Origin of the sequence: Brachybacterium halotolerans subsp. kimchii (genome assembly GCF_020792675.1) — a bacterium.
In the GTDB taxonomy this organism is placed as follows: domain Bacteria; phylum Actinomycetota; class Actinomycetes; order Actinomycetales; family Dermabacteraceae; genus Brachybacterium; species Brachybacterium halotolerans.
Window position 1 is genome coordinate 1,887,770 of record NZ_CP086254.1, and the last position, 16,927, is coordinate 1,904,696.

Below are 16,927 nucleotides of genomic sequence, written 5' to 3' on the forward strand. Positions count from 1 at the left end.
ACCACGAAGGAGCCCCATGTCCACCCTCCGCTTCCCCGACGGCTTCCGCTGGGGCGCCGCGACCGCCGCCCACCAGATCGAGGGCAACAACGTGAACTCGAACTGGTGGGAGCTCGAGCACCGGCCCGGCTCACCGGTCGTGGAGCCCAGCAACGACGCGGCGGACAGCTACCACCGCTTCGCCGAGGACATCGCGCTGCTCGCGGACGCGGGACTGAACGCCTACCGGTTCAGCATCGAGTGGGCCCGCATCGAGCCCGAGCGCGGCGTGGTCTCCCGGGCCGAGCTCGCCCACTACCGGCGGATGATCCAGACCTGCCTCGACCACGGCGTCGACCCCATCGTCACCCTCATGCACTTCACGGTGCCGCGCTGGTTCGAGCGCGACGGCTTCTGGCGGGCCGACGACGCCCCCGACCTGTTCGCCCGCTACACGGAGAGCGTGCTCGGGATCCTCGACGGGGTGCGCGTGGTGTGCACGATCAACGAGCCGAACATCGCGGCCATGCTCGCGGGCGGCGAGGACGCGAAGAACCTCGTCGCGCACGGCCTGCCCTTCCCCGACCTGCACGTGGCCGATCAGCTGCTGGCCTCCCACCGCCGCTCCCGCGAGGTGCTCTCCGCGCTGCCGGGCGTGCAGTCCGGCTGGACGATCGCCACCCAGGCCTTCCACGCGAGCGACGAGGAGGGCAGCGCGCAGGCCCTGCAGGAGTACGGGCATCCGCGCGACTTCTGGTACCTCGAGAACTCCGCGGGAGACGACTTCCTGGGCGTGCAGGCCTACACCCGCACCTTCATCGGCCCGGAGGGTCCGCTCCCGGTCGCGGACGGGGTCGAGACCACGCTGACCGGTTGGGAGTACTTCCCGCCGGCGGCGGAGCTGGGGCTGCGCAGCGCCTGGGAGCTCAGCGGCCACGTGCCGCTGATGATCACCGAGAACGGCATCGCGACCGCCGATGACGCCCGCCGCATCGACTACACGCGCTGCGCGCTCGAGGGCGTGCACCGGGCGATCGCCGACGGCATCGACGTGCGCGGCTACCTGCACTGGTCACTGCTGGACAACTACGAGTGGGCGAGCGGGTATCGGCCGACGTTCGGGCTGGTCGGCTGGGATCCGCAGACCTTCGAACGCCGGCCCAAGCCGAGCCTCGCGTGGCTCGGCGAGGTCGCGCGGCGCGGCGCGCTGGAGACGGGGGCATCCGTCGAGGAGTGACCGTCGGACCGGCCGGCCCGCGACGCCCGGACCGGCTGATCCTCAGCCCTCGGACCAGCCGGCCCGCGGCCCTCAGACCAGCTGGTCCTCGCCCGGGCGGTCGGGCGACTGCGCCGACGCCGAGGCGGCAGCGGTCCTCTTGCCCTTGGCCCTCTTGCGCAGAGCCTCGATGAGCATCGGCACCACGGAGATGAACACGAGGGCCAGCACGGCGACCTCGAGGTTCTCGCGGATGAAGGTCACGCTGCCCAGCGCGTAGCCGAGCATCGTGATGAGCACGACCCAGAGCACGGCGCCGACGGCGGACCAGGTGTAGAAGATGCGCCGCTGCATCTGGCCGACGCCCGCGACGACGGTGATGAAGGTGCGCACGATCGGCACGAAGCGGCCCAGCACGAGGGCGCGTCGGCCGTAGCGGTCGAAGAACTCGATGGTGCGGTCGAAGTAGCGGCGCTTGAGGAAGCGGCCATCGCGCTCGTAGAGCTTCCCGCCCAGGCCGCGGCCGATCTCGTATCCCACGACGTTGCCGGCGAATGCGGCGACGCACAGGGTCAGCAGGGACAGCGCGAGCGGGACGCCGAGGCCGCCGCCGTGGGAGAACATGCCGACGGCGAAGAGCAGGGAGTCGCCGGGCAGGATCGGGAAGAACAGGCCGCACTCGATGAAGACGATCGCGTGGGCGACCCACCAGAAGGCGGCGCCGAAGCGCTCCAGCAGCTGCGTGGGGTCCATCAGCATGTGCAGCAGGTCCATGGGGCCTCTTCCGTGGTCACGTCTCGTGGTCGCGTCGATGTCGGGGCGCTGTGCGCAGGATGCCGGTGAGCCCGGCGCGGGCGTCGCTCACCGCGCGGGACGGGTCGCGCGGCGGGACGCGCGCGGGCGCCACGTCCATCTTCCGCCACGGTGTCCGATTCTGCGAGTGCTCGTGGTGCAGGCGTCATGCGAGGACTGTGCAGAACCTGTGGGGGCGGGCCCGCGCGCTCCGCGGAAGAGCCCCGCACGTGGCCCGACTCGCACGGCCTCGCCCTGATGGACGGGCCGCCGGACGGATAGATTGTTGCCGCTCCGCGTCGCCCGGCATCGCCCCGTCGTCGCCCCGCCGCCGCCCGGCACACAGCAGGCTGCGGGCCGTCGGCCCTGCATCGCCCCGCGCCGCCGCACCGCACCCGCCCCGCCCAGGAAGGCCCCCATGATCGAGATCCTCAGCCCCTCCGAGATCACCCGCGCCCGCGCGACGGGGGCCCTCGTCGGCCGCATCCTCCAGACCATGCGCGAGCGCACCCAGGTGGGGACGAACCTGCTGGAGATCGACGAGTGGACGAAGGAGATGATCCTCGAGGCCGGCGCGAAGTCCTGCTACGTCGACTACGCGCCCTCCTTCGGCGACGGCCCCTTCGGCCACTGGATCTGCACCTCGGTGAACGACGCCGTGCTGCACGGGATGCCCCGCGACCAGGTCCTCGCCGACGGCGACCTGCTCACCCTCGACCTCGCCGTGATCCTCGACGGCATCGCGTCCGACGCCGCGATCAGCTTCGTGGTCGGCCAGGAGCGCGACCCGGAGGACACCGCCCTCATCGAGACCACCCGGCGGGCCCTCGCGGCCGGCATCGAGGCGGCCGGCCCGGATGCGCGGCTGGGCGACGTCTCGCACGCCATCGGCCAGGTGCTCTCGGGCGCCGGATACCCGATCAACATGGACTTCGGCGGCCACGGCATCGGCACCACGATGCACCAGGACCCGCACGTCGCCAACGACGGACGCCCCGGTCGCGGACTGCGCCTGCGCCCCGGCATGCTGCTCGCGCTCGAGCCCTGGATCATGGTCGACACCGCCGAGCTGGTCACCGACCCCGAGGACGGCTGGACCCTGCGCAGCGTGACGGGCGCGCGCACCGCCCACACCGAGCACACGATCGCGATCACCGCGGACGGCGCCGAGATCATGACCCTCGCCCCCGGCGCCGGCAGCTGACCTGCTCGCAGGCCGATGTCCCTGGAGGGCGGCGGCTCCGCTGCACGGCGGCGCGCACTACGCTGAAGCGCGTGATGACGACGCCGTCCCCACCGACCTCCCCACCGCCCGCCGAGCACGATCCCGGTCGTGGTCCGGGCCCCGCTCGCGGCCTCAAGACCCTCCGCCCGCGGATCCCGCTGCCGGACGTCTGGCGGGCCGCCTGGATCACCGCCTCTCCGGGGGTCGCGGATCCGCACGCGGCCCCGATCTTCCGCCGCGCATGGGACCTGCCCTCCCCCGTCGCCCGGGCGACGCTGCACATCTCCGGGCTCGGCACCGTGCTGGCCTGGGTGAACGGCCATCCGGCGAGCGAGCAGCGTCTCGCCCCGGGGCTCACGAACGCCTCCATCGCCGCCCGCGCGGTGAGCTGGGACGTGACCGCGCAGACGGCGGGGTCGATGCGCGTCTGCCTCGCCGCGGAACTCGGGCGGGGCTTCTTCGACCTGCATTCGCCCGAGGTCTGGATGTGGTCGGAGGCGCCCTGGCGCGCCGCCCCGCGCCTGACCGCCGAGCTCCACGTGACCTGCGAGGACGGCAGCGCGCACGTGCTGCCCACCGACGAGAGCTGGCGCTGCGCGACCGGCGGGCTGCGCTTCGACAGCCTGTACGAGGGCGAGACCTGGGACGAGGCCCTCGAGCCCCATGGCTGGCGGGAGCCCGCCTTCGAGGACTCCGAGGACTCCGACGATTCCGAGGAACGCGAGAACTCCGAGGACTCCGACTCCCCCGACACCCAAGGCACCGGCAGGTGGGCACCCGTCACGGTGCTCGCCCCCGATCCCGGCTCGTCGGCCGCGCTGCCCCGTCCGCGCGCCGCCCGCGAGATCCCGACCACCGGGCTGCCTCTGCGCGAGGCCATGGCCGAGCCGATCCTCGTGCAGGAGACCCTGCTGCCCACGTGGACGGACCTCGGCGACGGACGCTTCGTCGGCGACCTGGGGCGCGTCGTCGCCGGCTGGACCCGTCTCGAGCCGCTCACGGACGAGCGCCTCGAGGTCACCCTCGTCCACGGCGAGCGCCTCGCGGACGACGGCTTCGTGATCGCCGAGAACGCCTTCATCCCCACCGGCCGCTTCCAGCGCGACGACGTGGCGCTCGAGGGCCGACCCTTCGAGTCCCACCACACGTACAAGGGCTTCCGGTACGTCGGGGTGCGGGGCGCCGTGCCGGGCCGGGACGCCGAGATCTTGGGCCGCGCCGCCTGGGCCGACGTGCCGCGCGTCGGCGGGACGGAGAGCTCTGACCCGACCCTCGCGTGGCTCGAGGAGGCCTTCGTCGCGACCGTGCGCGCGAACCTGCACTGGGTGCTCACCGACACCCCGACCTACGAGAAGAACGGCTGGACGGGCGATGCGCAGGTGGCTCTGCCGGCGCTGCTCACCCGCTTCGACCTGCGACGCTTCCTCACCAGCTGGCTCGACGACTTCCTCGACGCGCAGCGTGAGGACGGCTCTCTGCCCGTGATCGTGCCGTCGGCCGGATGGGGCTACGGCGACGGCCAGTGCGCGCCCGCGCCCGAGTGGACGACGCTGTACCCGGTGCTCGTGGACGCGCTCGAGGGCGAGTACGGCCTGGACCTGTGGCCGATCCACGGCGAGGCCGTCGAGGACTATCTGGACTTCGAGCTGGGACGGCTCGACGCGGACGGCCTCGCGGTCGGGATCCTGGGCGACTACCTCTCCCCCGGGGCCGACGGCCCGCCGCCCGAGGACGTGCGCCTGGAGTCCTCCCTGCTGCTGCACCGGGCCCTGGACGTGATCGCGCGCGCGGGCCGCAGCATCCATCGCGAGCGCTATGCGCGCGCCCGCGACGAGCTCGCCGCCCACGTGCTGCGCGTCTTCTTCGACGCCGAGCGCTCGCTGTTCGCCTCGGCGCCGCTGCACGGGCACCTCGCCGACGACAGCGCCGGGACCTCGGCCCCGTCGGACCCCGGTGCCCCCACGGTCCCGGGTGCCTCCACGGACCCGGGGTTCCGCCAGACCCCGCAGATCCTGGCCCTGGCCTCCGGGATCGTCCCCGCCGGCCACGTCGACGCGGTCCGCGCGCATCTGATCGAGGACATCCGCGCGCGCGGCGACCACCACGACGCCGGCTGCCTGGGCATGGCCCACCTGGGCGGTGTCCTCGTGCAGGCAGGTCGCGCGGACCTGGCGCTCGCGGTCGCCCGCAACCCCGCGCCGCCCAGCTGGGAGAGCTGGCGCCTCGCGGGCCATCGCACCCTGCTGGAGATGTGGGTCGAGCCTGTGCGCTCGCGTGCGCACTACTTCATGGGCGCCGGCGTGGATTTCGTGGCCCGCGACCTGGTGGGCCTGCGCCGGACCGCCCCGAACTGGGCGGCCTTCGAGCTGCGGCCCGTCCTCGTCCCTGAGATCCCGCGCCTCGCGATCGAGCACCGCGGGATCCGAGCGGGCTGGGAACAGGAGGCCGACGAGGATCAGTGCGATGACGCGGATGGGGCCTCCGACCTGCACATCCCCCGTTCGACGGTCCACCTCACGGTGCCCGACGGCTCCCGGACGCTCGTGCATCTGCCGGACGGCCGCCGCCTCGAGGTCGGGCCGGGCGAGCACCACTGGGAGCTGTGAGGGGCCCGGCCCCGGCGGGCGGAGGTCCGCGCGGATCCCGTGCACTTCGCGTAGCAGGAGGTCGGGTGACGTGTCATATATGAGGTGACACGACGTATGACTACGCGAAGTGCACGCGCGCATCGAAGACCCCGGAGATCGCGCGGCTGGATGCCTGCGATCTCCACCTCCCTCCTCCGCCGTCGCCCAGCCCCAGGACCGAGCGCCCTCACACCCTTCCGCGCGCCCCGGACACCAGGCGGCACACCCCGTAGATCACGAAGGAGATCGTGGTGATGAAGGGGCTGATCGGCACAGAGCTGCCCGCGGCCAGCAGCACGCCGCCCACGGAGGCGGCGAGCGCGAAGGCGACCGACAGCAGCGTGACCCGCACCGGCGAGGCGCTCAGACGCATCGCGGCCGCCGCCGGGGTGACCAGCAGCGAGAGCACGAGCAGCGCGCCGACGATCTGCACGGAGACGGCGACGGCCGCACCCAGCAGCACCATGAACACGACCGAGAGCGCGCGCGTGGGCACGCCGCGGGCCTGGGCGGTGACGGGGTCCGTGGAGGCGAACAGCAGCGGCCGCCAGATCACCAGCAGCCCCGCGGCGACGAGCGCGCAGATCACCAGCAGCGAGGTGATCTGCGGGTTGTCGATCGCCACGATCTGCCCGGTGAGCAGGCCGAACTTATTCGAGGCGCGCCCGGAGTAGAGGGAGAGGCTGAGGATGCCGAGTCCCAGCCCGAAGGGCATGAGCACGGCGGTCGCGGAGTTGCGGTCGCGTGCCCGGGATCCCAGCACTCCGATCACGAGCGCGGCGAGCATCGAGCCGATGAGCGAGCCGGGCACCACGCCCGCGCCGAGCAGCAGCTCCACGGAGGCACCGGCGAAGGACAGCTCGCTGATGCCGTGGACGGCGAAGGCCATGTCCCGCATCATCACGAACACGCCGATCAGACCGCCCACCACCCCGAGGGCGACGCACGCGATGATCGTGTTGCGCAGCAGCGGCAGCAGCTCCGCGTAGTCGGAGAAGTCGACGACCTCGGAGAGGACCTGGGAGAGCTGGTCGCTCATCGGGCGCCTCCCGCCTGTGCGTGGTCGTCGGCCGCGCGCGGGGCGAGCACGGCGTCGTCGTCATGGTGCTGGTGGTCGGGGACGCCCGCGACGAGGACGCGGCCGTGCAGGCGCAGCACGTCGACCTGGACGCCGTAGAGATCGCTGAGGACGTCCGAGCGCAGCACCTCGTCGGGCGTGCCGATGCGGAAGCGCGACCCGGCGATGTAGAGGACGCGGTCCACGATGTCCAGGATCGGGTTCACGTCGTGGGTCACGAAGAGGACCCCCAGGTCGAGGCGGGTGCGGGCGTCGTCGACGAGACGGGCGACCATCCGCTGGTGCGGGAGGTCGAGGGAGAGCAGCGGTTCGTCGCACAGCAGCAGGTCGGGGTCGGCCGCGAGGGCCTGCGCGATCCGCAGCCGCTGCTGCTCGCCGCCGGAGAGACGGGAGACGGGGGCGTCGGCATAGTGGCTCGCGCCGACCGCGGCGAGCAGCTCGTCGACTCTCTCGCGGGCCGCACGGCGCGGCAGGGGCAGACCCCAGCGATCGCCGTCGAGCCCCAGGCGCACCAGGTCACGGCCGCGCAGAGGGAGCCCGTCGTCGGCCAGGCGCTGCTGCGGCACGAGCCCGATGCGTCGGCTCCCGCGCCCCACCTCGCGGCCGAGCAGTCGGATACTGCCCGCGCTCAGCGGCTCGAGACCGAGGATCGCGCGCAGCAGCGTGGACTTGCCCGAGCCGTTCGCGCCGAGCACGGCGATGACCTCGCCGCGGCGCACGTCGAGGTCGACGTCCTGCCACAGCACGCGGTCGCCGAATCGCTTGGTCGCCCCGCGCAGGGTGAGCAGGGGCGGCGCGACGGGGTCGTCGCCGTCGGTCACTTGCCCAGCGCGTCCTCGAGCGCGTCGAGGTTCGAGCTCATCCAGGCGACGTAGTCCTTGCCGTCGGGCAGGGTCTCGGTGACACCGACGACGGGCACGTCCGCGTCCTCGGCGGCCTTCTTGACCTGCTCGGTCTGCGGTCCCGCGGTCTGCTCGTTGTAGGCGAGGAGGTCGACCTCGTGGTCGGCGAACAGGTCGAGGGTCTCCTTGAGCACCGAGGCGGAGACGTCGTCGCCCTCTTCGATGGCCTCGCTGAACTCCTCCGGGGTGCGGTTGGTGAGGCCAACGGCCTCGAGCATGTACAGCGGGACCGGCTCGGTGATGGCGACGCCCTTGCCCTTCGCGCTCGCGGAGAGGTCCTTCTCGCGGCCCTCGAGGTCCTCGATCGCGCTCGCGAGCTTCGTGCCGTTGGCCTCGAACTCGGCCTTGCCCTCGGGGTGGGCGCTGCTGAGTGCGGTGACGAGCTCGTCGATGACCTTGCGGACGGTCGGGAAGTCGTACCAGACGTGCTCGTTGAGCTCCTCGCCCTTCTCGGCCTTGTAGCCGGAGATGGTGACGGCGTCGAGCACGGTGGCCGACGAGTTCCCGGCGGAGGAGAGCATGCGCGCGACGAAGTCGTCGTAGCCGCCGCCGTTCTCGAGGACGATCCGGGCCTTCTTCAGGGCGAGCTGGTTGCGGGTCGAGGCCTCGTACTCGTGGGGGTCGGCCTCGGGGTCGGTGATCAGGGACGTCACCTCGACGAGGTCCCCGCCGACCTGCGAGGCGATGTCTCCCCAGACATTCGTCGAGGCGACGAGCGCGACCGCGGCGCCGCTGCCGCCCCCGTCGGACCCCGATCCCGAGTCGGTGCCGGAGTCGTTCCCGCTCGAGCAGGCGGCGAGGGTGGTCGCGGCCAGGGCCGCGGGGAGGGCGAGGAGCAGGGAGCGACGCTTCATGGGGTGTCCTTCTCAGGGGCGAGGGCGGTGCGCGCGGCACCGGCTGACACGCTCACGATAATCGTTCGCATTAAAGCGGGACGACGAGAGGCACTGAATGTGGCGCACAGAACGCGACGACCCGGCCGGGCCGCCCGCCGTCAGTCCCCGGGGACGTCCCGCTCGAGCTCGGCGAGCCAGGCGCGGCCGCTCACGTCCGAGGGCATCCGCCAGTCGCCGCGCGGGGACAGCGAGCCGCCCGCGAGGACCTTCGGGCCGTTGGGCACCGCGGAGCGCTTGAACTGGTTGCTGAAGAAGCGGCGGACGAACACCGTCAGCCAGTGCTTGATCTCCGCCCGCGTATAGGCGCGGCGGTCCTCCTCGGGATAGCCGACCGGCCACTCGCCCGCCTCCACGTCCCCCCAGGCCTGGTGGGCCAGGTAGGCGATCTTCCCGGGGCCGTAACCGCGACGCAGCATGTGGTAGAGCGTGAAGTCGTGGAGGGCGTAGGGGCCGATGGAGTCCTCGGTGGACTGCGCCTTCTGGCCCTCCGCGTGCGGGATCAGCTCGGGGGTGATCTCGGTGTCGAGCACCGCCTGCAGGACCTCGCCGGTGTGCTCGTCGAAGATGCCCTCGCGGATGACCCAGCGGATGAGGTGCTGCATGAGGGTCTTGGGGACGCCCGAGTTCACCGTGTAGTGGCTCATCTGGTCGCCCACCCCGTAGGTGCACCAGCCCAGGGCCAGCTCCGAGAGGTCGCCGGTGCCCACCACGATCCCGCCGTGGTGGTTGGCCAGGCGGAACAGGTAGTCGTAGCGCATGCCGGCCTGGACGTTCTCGAAGGTCACGTCGTACACGGGCTCGCCGTCGCCCGCGGGATGGCCCATGTCCTTGAGCATCTGGGTGCACGCGGGGCGGATGTCGATCGTCTCGAAGCTCGCGCCGAGGGCCTCGGCCAGCAGCTCGGCGTTGGAGCGGGTGCGCTCGGTGGTCGCGAAGCCCGGCATGGTGTACGCGAGGATCTCGGAGCGGTCGCGGCCCAGCAGGTCCATCGCCCGCGCGCACACGATGAGCGCGTGCGTGGAGTCCAGGCCGCCGGAGACGCCGATGACCGGCTTGGTGCCGCCGGCCTTGTCGCCGCCGATCGCGCGCAGGCGCTGGACGAGCCCCGCGACCTGGATGCTGTAGGCCTCGTAGCAGTCCTGCGCGAGGCGCGAGGGGTCATCAGGCACGAAGGGGAAGCGGTGCAGGGGCCGACGGACGGGGCCGGTGGCGGGTCGCTCGGGGCGGGAGACCCGTCCGTCGCCGGGGTCGCCCCCGACCGAGTTCCAGACCAGCTGCTGGCCGGGACCGCACGCCCGCGGGTCGTCGTCGGGGAAACCGACGAGGGTGCCGAACAGCGAGAAGTCGTACCTGTCGTAGGCGGGAAGGCTCTCCTCGAGGGTCCGACGATTGTCGTCGAAGGTCCCCTGGCGTCGGCGCTCGGCGATGATCCGGTCGAGGTCGACGTCCACGATCGTGGCGCTCGTGCCCTGCGGGAAGCGCTCGGACTCCCCCAGCAGATCACCGCACTCGTAGACGAACGTCTGCCCGTCCCACGCGAGGTCCGTCGTGGACTCCCCTTCTCCGGCGGCCGCGTAGACGTAGGCGGCCTGGCAGCGGGCCGAGGCGCTGCGGGCGAGGAGCTTGCGGTCCTCGGCGCGACCGATGGTGATCGGCGACCCCGAGAGGTTCACGAGCACCGTGGCTCCCTCGAGCGCTGCCATCGAGGACGGAGGGACCGGCACCCACATGTCCTCGCAGATCTCCACGTGGATCGTGAGCCCGCGGATGTCGTCCGCCGGGTAGATCCGGTGCGGGGTCACGCTGAACACGTGGCGACCGGCCACGGTGATCATCTCGTCGACGTCATCACCGGGAGCGAACCATCGCCGCTCGTAGAACTCCCGATAGGTGGGGAGGTTCGACTTCGGCGCCGCCCCGAGGACCTCGCCGTGGTGGATGACGACGGCGCAGTTCATGACACGCGAGCGCACGCGCAGCGGGGCGCCGACGATGATCACCGGCAGAAGATCCTCGCTCGCGCGGACCAGGGTGTCGATGGCCTCCTCCACCGCGTCCAGCAGCGGATCCTGCAGCACCAGGTCGTCGAGCGAGTAGCCGGTGAGGCTCAGCTCGGGGAACACCGCCACCGCGACCTTCTGCTCGTCGAGATCCGGGAGCGCCTCCAGGTGACGCCGGGCGTTGGTCGCGGGATCCGCGAGCGCGACCGGCAGCGTCACCGCCGCGACCCGCGCGAAGCCGTGGTCGTAGATCGAGGTCGGCTGGCGGGTCGACGAGCCTGCCGGGCTGGTCGAGGCGGCGTCCGACGGGGTGCTGGCGCTGGTCTGCGAGGTCACGCGCCCAGCGTACCCAGGCCCCGTGCCGGGTGCCGCTGCCACCGACTGGCCGGACTGCACGGCCGAGGGGCTCACGGCGGACGGAACTCGGCGAACGGCTCACGGCTCACGGGACGTCTGTCCTGGACGGGCTGATGGTGAAGAGCCGTGGCGATATCGCCATGGCCCCTCACCATCAGCCCGTGCGCGACACGGACCGCCCGCATCGCCTGCCGCAGCGGCGCCAGCGGAGGACGACGACGGCGGCGACGACGACGACGGCCCACCGTCCACCGCCAGCCCGCCGGCCCGCCAACCCACCGGACCCCCGGACCGCCGCCGCCGGGCGCGTCCGCCGGGCCTCCTTCACGCTTCCTCCCCAGCTCCTCCCCTGCTCGTGCCCTCCGAATTCGCAGGATCCCCGTGACGGCGGTCTCCCCACCTGCTTGGATCGAAGGCGTGAGCACCTCATTGCCCTCGTTCGAGCCGCCGACCGGCGACTCCCCGCCGCCGACCGGTGATCCCGGCGGCCAGACGTCGCCCCCCGGCGCCATCCCGTCGGGCCCCGACGGCGCCGTCCCGTCGGCCTACGACGGCTCCCGTCCCCCGTATCCGCAGCACCCTGCCGCGCCGAGGTTGCCGCAGCAGCCGGGCGACGGCTCGGCCGTCCCGCCGGCGATCATCGCGGCGGGCGTCTCGCGGTCCTTCGGGGCCGTGCACGCGGTGCGCGGGCTGAGCTTCACCGCGCAGGCGGGATCGGTGACCGCGCTGGTCGGGCCCAACGGGTGCGGGAAGTCCACGCTCATGCTCATGCTCGCGGCGCTGCTCGCGCCCGACGCCGGCCACATCCGCATCGGCGGCGTCGACCCGGCGCAGAACCCGACGGCCGTGAAGGCGATGGTGGGCTGGATGCCCGACCAGTTCGGCGCCTGGGACTCGTTGCGCGTGCGGGAGGTCCTCGAGGTCATCGCCTCCTCGTACTTCCTGCCGCGCGAGGTCGCCCGCGGGCGCATCGAGCGCCTGCTGGACGAGCTCGACCTGCGGTCCCTGGCCGAGCAGCGCGCCCATGTGCTGTCCCGCGGGCAGAAGCAGCGCCTGGGACTGGCCCGGGCGCTCATCCACGAGCCGCGCGTGCTGATCCTCGACGAGCCGGCATCGGGGCTCGACCCGGCCGCCCGGCGCCGCCTGCGCGACGTGCTGCGCTCGCGTGCGGAGGCCGGGGCGTGCGTGCTGATCTCGAGCCACATCCTCTCCGAGCTCGAGGAGATGGCCGACTCCGTGGTGCTCATGGACCGCGGGGAGGTCGTGGACTCCTCGAGCCTGCGCGATCTCGCCCACCGGCCCCGCACCTGGCGCATCGAGGGGCTCTCGGCCGGTGCGCTGCGCGCGGCGCTGACGGCCCTGAACGTCCACGGCACCGAGGTGCGCGAGGGCGAGCGGACCACGAGCGGCCACGCCGAGGCGCTCATGGCCCTGCCCGACGAGGCGACCGCCGCGCGGCTGCTGCGCGACCTGGTCGCCCAGGACGCGCAGGTCGTCGGCTTCTCCCCCACCACCGGCCGTCTCGAGGCCGCGTATCTGCGCACAGACGCCGCACGACGGGAAGGATCCCTGTGAGCACCACGGCCCCGCCTCCCGCGCACCAGCCCTCCTCCCAGCCGCCGTCCCGGTCCTCGGCCCAGCCGTCGTCGGTCCCTCCGCTCGATCCCGGTGTGTGGCCGCGCCGCTCCGCCTGGGCGGCCACCCCGCGCGGCGTCGTGCTGATGGCCGGGCTCGAGCTGCGCCAGAAGGTGCGCTCCGTGCGCTGGTACGTCGCGCTCGCGGTGTGGTTCGTGGTGCTCACCGGCACGAGCGCGCTCGTGCTGGGCGCGTTCTGGCTGAACACGCAGGCCTTCGGGGACATGGCCGGGGTCTCGCGGGTCGTCTACTCGCTGATCGTGCTGTTCCTCGTGTTCGCGATGATGCTCGTGCTGCCCGCGCTGAGCGCCGGCGCGATCAACGGCGAGCGCAGCACCGGGACCCTCGCGATCCTGCAGGTCTCGCTGCTCACGCCCATGGAGATCGCGCTGGGCAAGCTCGCGGCCGGCTGGGTGACGGGCCTGGCCTTCGTCGCCGCCGCGCTGCCGGCCCTGCTGCCCGCGGCGCTGATCGGCCAGATCTCCCCGCTGTACGTGCTGCGCGTGCTCGCGATGATCGCGGCGATCGCCCTGTGCATCACCGCCGTCGGCATCGGGTTGTCCGCGCTCGCCTCGAGGCAGCTGGGCTCCGTGGTCCTCGCCTATCTGGTGGTGCTCGGCACCACCTTCGTGCTGCCGATCATCTGGGGCGCGAGCTCGGTGCTGCTCGTCCAGCATCGCGAGGTCACCATCTACGAGCAGTCCTACGACGCCGAGAGCGACCAGGTCGGCCAGTGCGTCACCCGCCAGCAGCAGCGCGACGTGGTGCGCACGGACATCCCGCTCGTCCTCATGTGGCCGAACCCGATGGTGCTCGTCGCGGACATGGCGCCGTCGCTCGACCTCGACCGCTCGGGCATGGCCCCCGCGTCGTTCGACATGCTGAGCACGATCTCGCTGGGCATCCGCTACGCCGCCGATCCCACGCATCCCTCGAACTTCAACGAGTGCTACGACGACGAGTCGCCCGGCTACCCGGCGGATCTGGGCAGCCCGCAGGATCATCCCGTCTGGCCGATGGGCCTGGGCATGTGGGTGCTCGCCGGAGCCGGCGGACTCGCCTTCACGGTGCGGCGCCTGGCGACGCCCCAGCGCCGCATGGGTCGCGGCGAGCGCATCGCCTGATCGGCAGGTCGGGCGGTCGGGCCGACGTCGCTGCCCGCACTCGACCCTCCCTCAGCGCTCGCGCAGCTCGGTGGTCGAGCCCGGGATGGCGTGTCCGGGGGCCTGCCTCCTGCCGCCACCGGGGGTCGGTGCACCGTCCTCGGCCCCGAAGTCCGGGAGGCCGACGGGCTCATCGCCCACTCCCGGTGCGCCGTGCGCGCCGGAGCCCGTCGGCCCCGCGCTCCCAGCACCACCGGGCCCGCCCGACCCGGCGTGTCCCGCCGCCCCGTCCGGATCGGGGCCGACGGGCTCGAGGCCGTACTCGCCGACCTCGGCGCGCCGACGTCGACGGATCTCGGCGATCACCACGGGGTCGTCCGCCCGGTCGGCGCGGGTGCCGAACAGCGGGGCGACCATCGCCCACGGGGTGCGCCGGCGCATGTACGCCCCGGCCCGCCCGTAGACCACGTAGCGCAGGTGGCGGCGCATGGCCCAGGTGCCCGCGACGCCGACGAACGGGACCAGCACGAGCACGTCGAGCACCAGCCACACCCATCCCACGGCGGTGAGCGCGCCCGCGAGGGCCAGCGTCATGCCCAGCACGACCACCGCGATCAGCACCACCCCTGCCTGCGCGAGGCCCGTGCGGGTCGCGACGGCGCCCTCCCACGGGTTCACGGCCACCCGGTCCGACCAGACCGGATGGGTGCGCAGGTCGGTGACGCGACCGCGCAGGGAACGGCTGGTGCGGATCGCCGCGAACGGGGCGAGGCCCAGTCCCAGCGCGGTGAGGGCTCCCAGCGGGACGGAGATCACGAGCAGCTGCCAGGGAAGCTGCGCGGGCGCCTGCTGCTGCCAGCTGCTGACCGAGCTCAGGCGGGAGAACAGCACGACCACATCGGTGATCGCGAAGACGATCCACGCGAGCCCGAGCCCGGCGGGGGCCACCCACAGGCACCAGCCGCGCGCGGTCACGCGCAGGGCGCGCAGCACCGATGCGGGCCCGAACTCCTCGCGATGGGGCGGGAGATGGCGGCGATCCTGCGCGCGCAGGCGCCCGGCGGCCTCGCGTCGCTCCTCGTGCGGCCCGATCATGACCGTGCGCTCGAGCTCGCCGGGCGATGGCACGCCCAGCAGACGGGGCGCGGAGAGCACGCGCCGCAGGATGGTCTGGGCGATCATGCACAGGCCGATCCCCATGGCCAGCGAGCTGAGGGCGCCCGCGCTGAGTCCTCTCCACTGCAGCGGCGCCTGCACCATCACGGCGAGGACCAGCAGGGCGATCACCGCGTAGGCGGGGGCGATCAGCGGCAGCGCGGCGCGCAGGGAGACCGCCCGCTGGAAGGCCGTCTCGTCCAGCAGCTCGCGGGGACGGATCCTGCCCGCCCATGCCGCGGAGGCCGAGAGCAGCAGCAGGGAGAGCGCGGTCGCCAGCAGCGGCAGTCCGACGAAGCCGAACAGGAGCCCGCCTCCGCTGAAGCCCATCATCACGGTGGTCTGGCGCAGCAGGGAGGAGTCCGCGATCGCGGCGAACAGCGAGAGCAGCCAGAAGGTGGGCGAGGTGCCCAGCACGTAGAGCGCGACCAGGCACAGCCACAGGGGCCAGAGCACGAGGGCCGCCGCCCAGCTGCGCCGGATCAGGCGCCGCAGCAGGTCGCGCCGGGAGTCCAGCAGGTACTCCTCGGGCAGCACGGACGCGGGGTCCGTCGGCGGCACGCGGCGCGGCTCGGGCAGGCGCAGCAGCGGCGGACGGCCACCGTCCAAGGAGGACCAGGAGGCGCTCGGGAGATCAGGGGAGGCGGGCGCGGGGCCCGAGGCAGGGTGCGGTGCAGGCGGCGAGTACGAGGGGTGCGGGGGATGCGAGGGCGGCTGGGTCATCGCTGCGCCCTCACACGCTCTGGCGCCCCAGGAAGGCGCGCCCCAGGGTGAGCTCGTCGGCGTAGTCGAGGTCGCCGCCGACGGGAAGCCCGGAGGCGAGGCGGGTGACGGTGATGTCCATGGAGCCGAGCAGGCGCGAGAGGTAGGCACTGGTGGCCTCGCCCTCCACGTTCGGGTCCAGGGCGAGGATGACCTCCTCGGTCTCGCCGCTGCCCAGGCGCTTCATGAGCTCGGCGATGCGCAGGTCGTTGGGGCCGACGCCGCCGATCGGGTCGATCGCGCCGCCGAGCACGTGGTAGCGGCCCTTGAACTCGCGGATCCGCTCGATGGCGACGATGTCCTTGGACTCCTCGACCACGCAGATCACGGCGTCGCTGCGGCGCGGGTCGGTGCAGATCCGGCAGCGGTCCTCGGCCGAGACGTTGCCGCAGATCTCGCAGAAGCGCACGGTCTCCTTCACGCGGATGAGCACGTCGGCGAGCGCGCGCACGGACTGCTCGTCGGCGTCCAGGAGATGGAACGCGATGCGCTGCGCGGATTTGGGACCGATCCCGGGCAGCTTGCCGAGCTGGTCGATCAGGTCCTGGACGATGCCTTCGTACACCCTGCCACTCTAGGCGAGGGGGCCGACGTCCCAGGACATGCGCGCCCCGCGTTCGCGAGGGGCCGATCACGCGGCTACGGTGGGCGCAGGATCGACGAAGGAGCCGCGATGTCCCTGCCCGCCCCGTACGACGCCGACGCCCCGGTGACCGAGCTGCGCATCGCGGAAGCACCCGTGGTGCGCACCGTGGTGGTCGCTCGCGAGGACTTCCCCGTGTTCAAGCTGCCCCAGCTGATGGACGGCGTGTTCTCGCATCTCGCGGGCGCGCTCGGGGAGCGCGGGATCCACCCGACGGGCGCCGCGTTCGCCCTGCACCACCGCTTCCCCGTGGACACGGCCGATCTCGAGGTCGGCTTCCCAGTCGACGGCCTGCTCGAGGGCCCGCTCGAGCTGCCGAGCGGCTTCACCGCACAGGCCTCGAGCCTGCCCACGGGCCGCGTGGCGATGCTCAGCCATCTGGGCGGCTACGGCGCGCTGGGCGATGCGTGGGGCGCGTTCATGGAGGCTGTCGGCGAGGCGGGCGAGCAGTCGCGCTTCCCGATCTGGGAGCTCTACGTGTCCAACCCCGCGGAGACGAAGGACCCGTCCACCCTGCGCACGGACCTGTTCTCGCTGCTCGAGGAGTAGCGGCGCGC

At 72.8% G+C, this 16,927-nt stretch carries 13 protein-coding genes; 6 read left to right on the forward strand and 7 right to left on the reverse strand.

Translation table 11 applies throughout. The features are described 5' to 3' along the window. The first annotated feature begins 16 nt into the window (after nt 1-16). Entirely contained in the window at nt 17-1,216 is a 1,200-nt protein-coding gene (locus Bra3105_RS08650) for a glycoside hydrolase family 1 protein (RefSeq protein ID WP_228359471.1), read from the forward strand. A 72-nt stretch (nt 1,217-1,288) separates the two neighbouring features. Here the strand turns inward: Bra3105_RS08650 and Bra3105_RS08655 are convergent, their stop codons facing one another. Next, nucleotides 1,289-1,969, reverse strand: a complete 681-nt coding sequence (locus Bra3105_RS08655; protein WP_228359472.1) for a DedA family protein — start codon at nt 1,967-1,969, stop codon at nt 1,289-1,291. 436 nt (nt 1,970-2,405) lie between these two features. Here Bra3105_RS08655 and map point away from each other — a divergent pair, with 436 nt between their 5' ends. After that, nucleotides 2,406-3,191 carry a type I methionyl aminopeptidase gene (gene map, locus Bra3105_RS08660; RefSeq protein WP_228359473.1) on the forward strand — a complete coding sequence of 262 codons (786 nt, stop codon included), beginning with the start codon at nt 2,406-2,408 and terminating at the stop codon, nt 3,189-3,191. A 74-nt stretch (nt 3,192-3,265) separates the two neighbouring features. Continuing rightward, nucleotides 3,266-5,818, forward strand: a complete 2,553-nt coding sequence (locus Bra3105_RS08665; protein WP_228359622.1) for a family 78 glycoside hydrolase catalytic domain — start codon at nt 3,266-3,268, stop codon at nt 5,816-5,818. A gap of 208 nt (nt 5,819-6,026) precedes the next feature. Here Bra3105_RS08665 and Bra3105_RS08670 read toward each other — a convergent pair whose 3' ends face one another. The 4 genes from Bra3105_RS08670 to Bra3105_RS08685 form a co-directional block, all read right to left on the reverse strand. After that, nucleotides 6,027-6,878 (reverse strand): metal ABC transporter permease, encoded by an 852-nt coding sequence (locus tag Bra3105_RS08670; RefSeq protein WP_228359474.1) that lies wholly within the window; start codon nt 6,876-6,878, stop codon nt 6,027-6,029. Beyond that, nucleotides 6,875-7,738 (reverse strand): metal ABC transporter ATP-binding protein, encoded by an 864-nt coding sequence (locus Bra3105_RS08675; RefSeq protein WP_228359475.1) that lies wholly within the window; start codon nt 7,736-7,738, stop codon nt 6,875-6,877. Before Bra3105_RS08675 ends, Bra3105_RS08670 begins: the two co-directional genes overlap by 4 nt. After that, the gene (locus Bra3105_RS08680) at nt 7,735-8,673 is read right to left on the reverse strand and encodes a metal ABC transporter solute-binding protein, Zn/Mn family (RefSeq protein ID WP_228359476.1); all 939 of its coding nucleotides are present in this window, start codon (nt 8,671-8,673) and stop codon (nt 7,735-7,737) included. Before Bra3105_RS08680 ends, Bra3105_RS08675 begins: the two co-directional genes overlap by 4 nt. A gap of 140 nt (nt 8,674-8,813) precedes the next feature. Then, nucleotides 8,814-10,967: an NAD(+) synthase gene (locus Bra3105_RS08685; protein ID WP_228359623.1), complete on the reverse strand. Its 2,154-nt coding sequence runs from the start codon at nt 10,965-10,967 to the stop codon at nt 8,814-8,816. A gap of 522 nt (nt 10,968-11,489) precedes the next feature. On the opposite strand from Bra3105_RS08685, the gene Bra3105_RS08690 reads away from it, so the two are divergent. Then, entirely contained in the window at nt 11,490-12,647 is a 1,158-nt protein-coding gene (locus tag Bra3105_RS08690; RefSeq protein WP_228359477.1) for an ATP-binding cassette domain-containing protein, read from the forward strand. Further along, the gene (locus Bra3105_RS08695) at nt 12,644-13,831 is read left to right on the forward strand and encodes an ABC transporter permease (protein WP_228359478.1); all 1,188 of its coding nucleotides are present in this window, start codon (nt 12,644-12,646) and stop codon (nt 13,829-13,831) included. The genes Bra3105_RS08690 and Bra3105_RS08695 overlap by 4 nt, the downstream gene beginning before the upstream one ends. A 51-nt stretch (nt 13,832-13,882) precedes the next feature. Here the strand turns inward: Bra3105_RS08695 and Bra3105_RS08700 are convergent, their stop codons facing one another. Continuing rightward, on the reverse strand, nt 13,883-15,688 hold the full coding sequence (locus Bra3105_RS08700; RefSeq protein WP_228359479.1) for a hypothetical protein: 1,806 nt from the start codon (nt 15,686-15,688) through the stop codon (nt 13,883-13,885). A gap of 10 nt (nt 15,689-15,698) precedes the next feature. Continuing rightward, nucleotides 15,699-16,292, reverse strand: coding sequence for a recombination mediator RecR (gene recR, locus Bra3105_RS08705; protein WP_228359480.1), 594 nt, complete (start codon nt 16,290-16,292; stop codon nt 15,699-15,701). A 108-nt stretch (nt 16,293-16,400) separates the two neighbouring features. On the opposite strand from recR, the gene Bra3105_RS08710 reads away from it, so the two are divergent. Continuing rightward, nucleotides 16,401-16,919, forward strand: coding sequence for a GyrI-like domain-containing protein (locus tag Bra3105_RS08710; protein ID WP_228359481.1), 519 nt, complete (start codon nt 16,401-16,403; stop codon nt 16,917-16,919). Nucleotides 16,920-16,927: the final 8 nt, after the last annotated feature.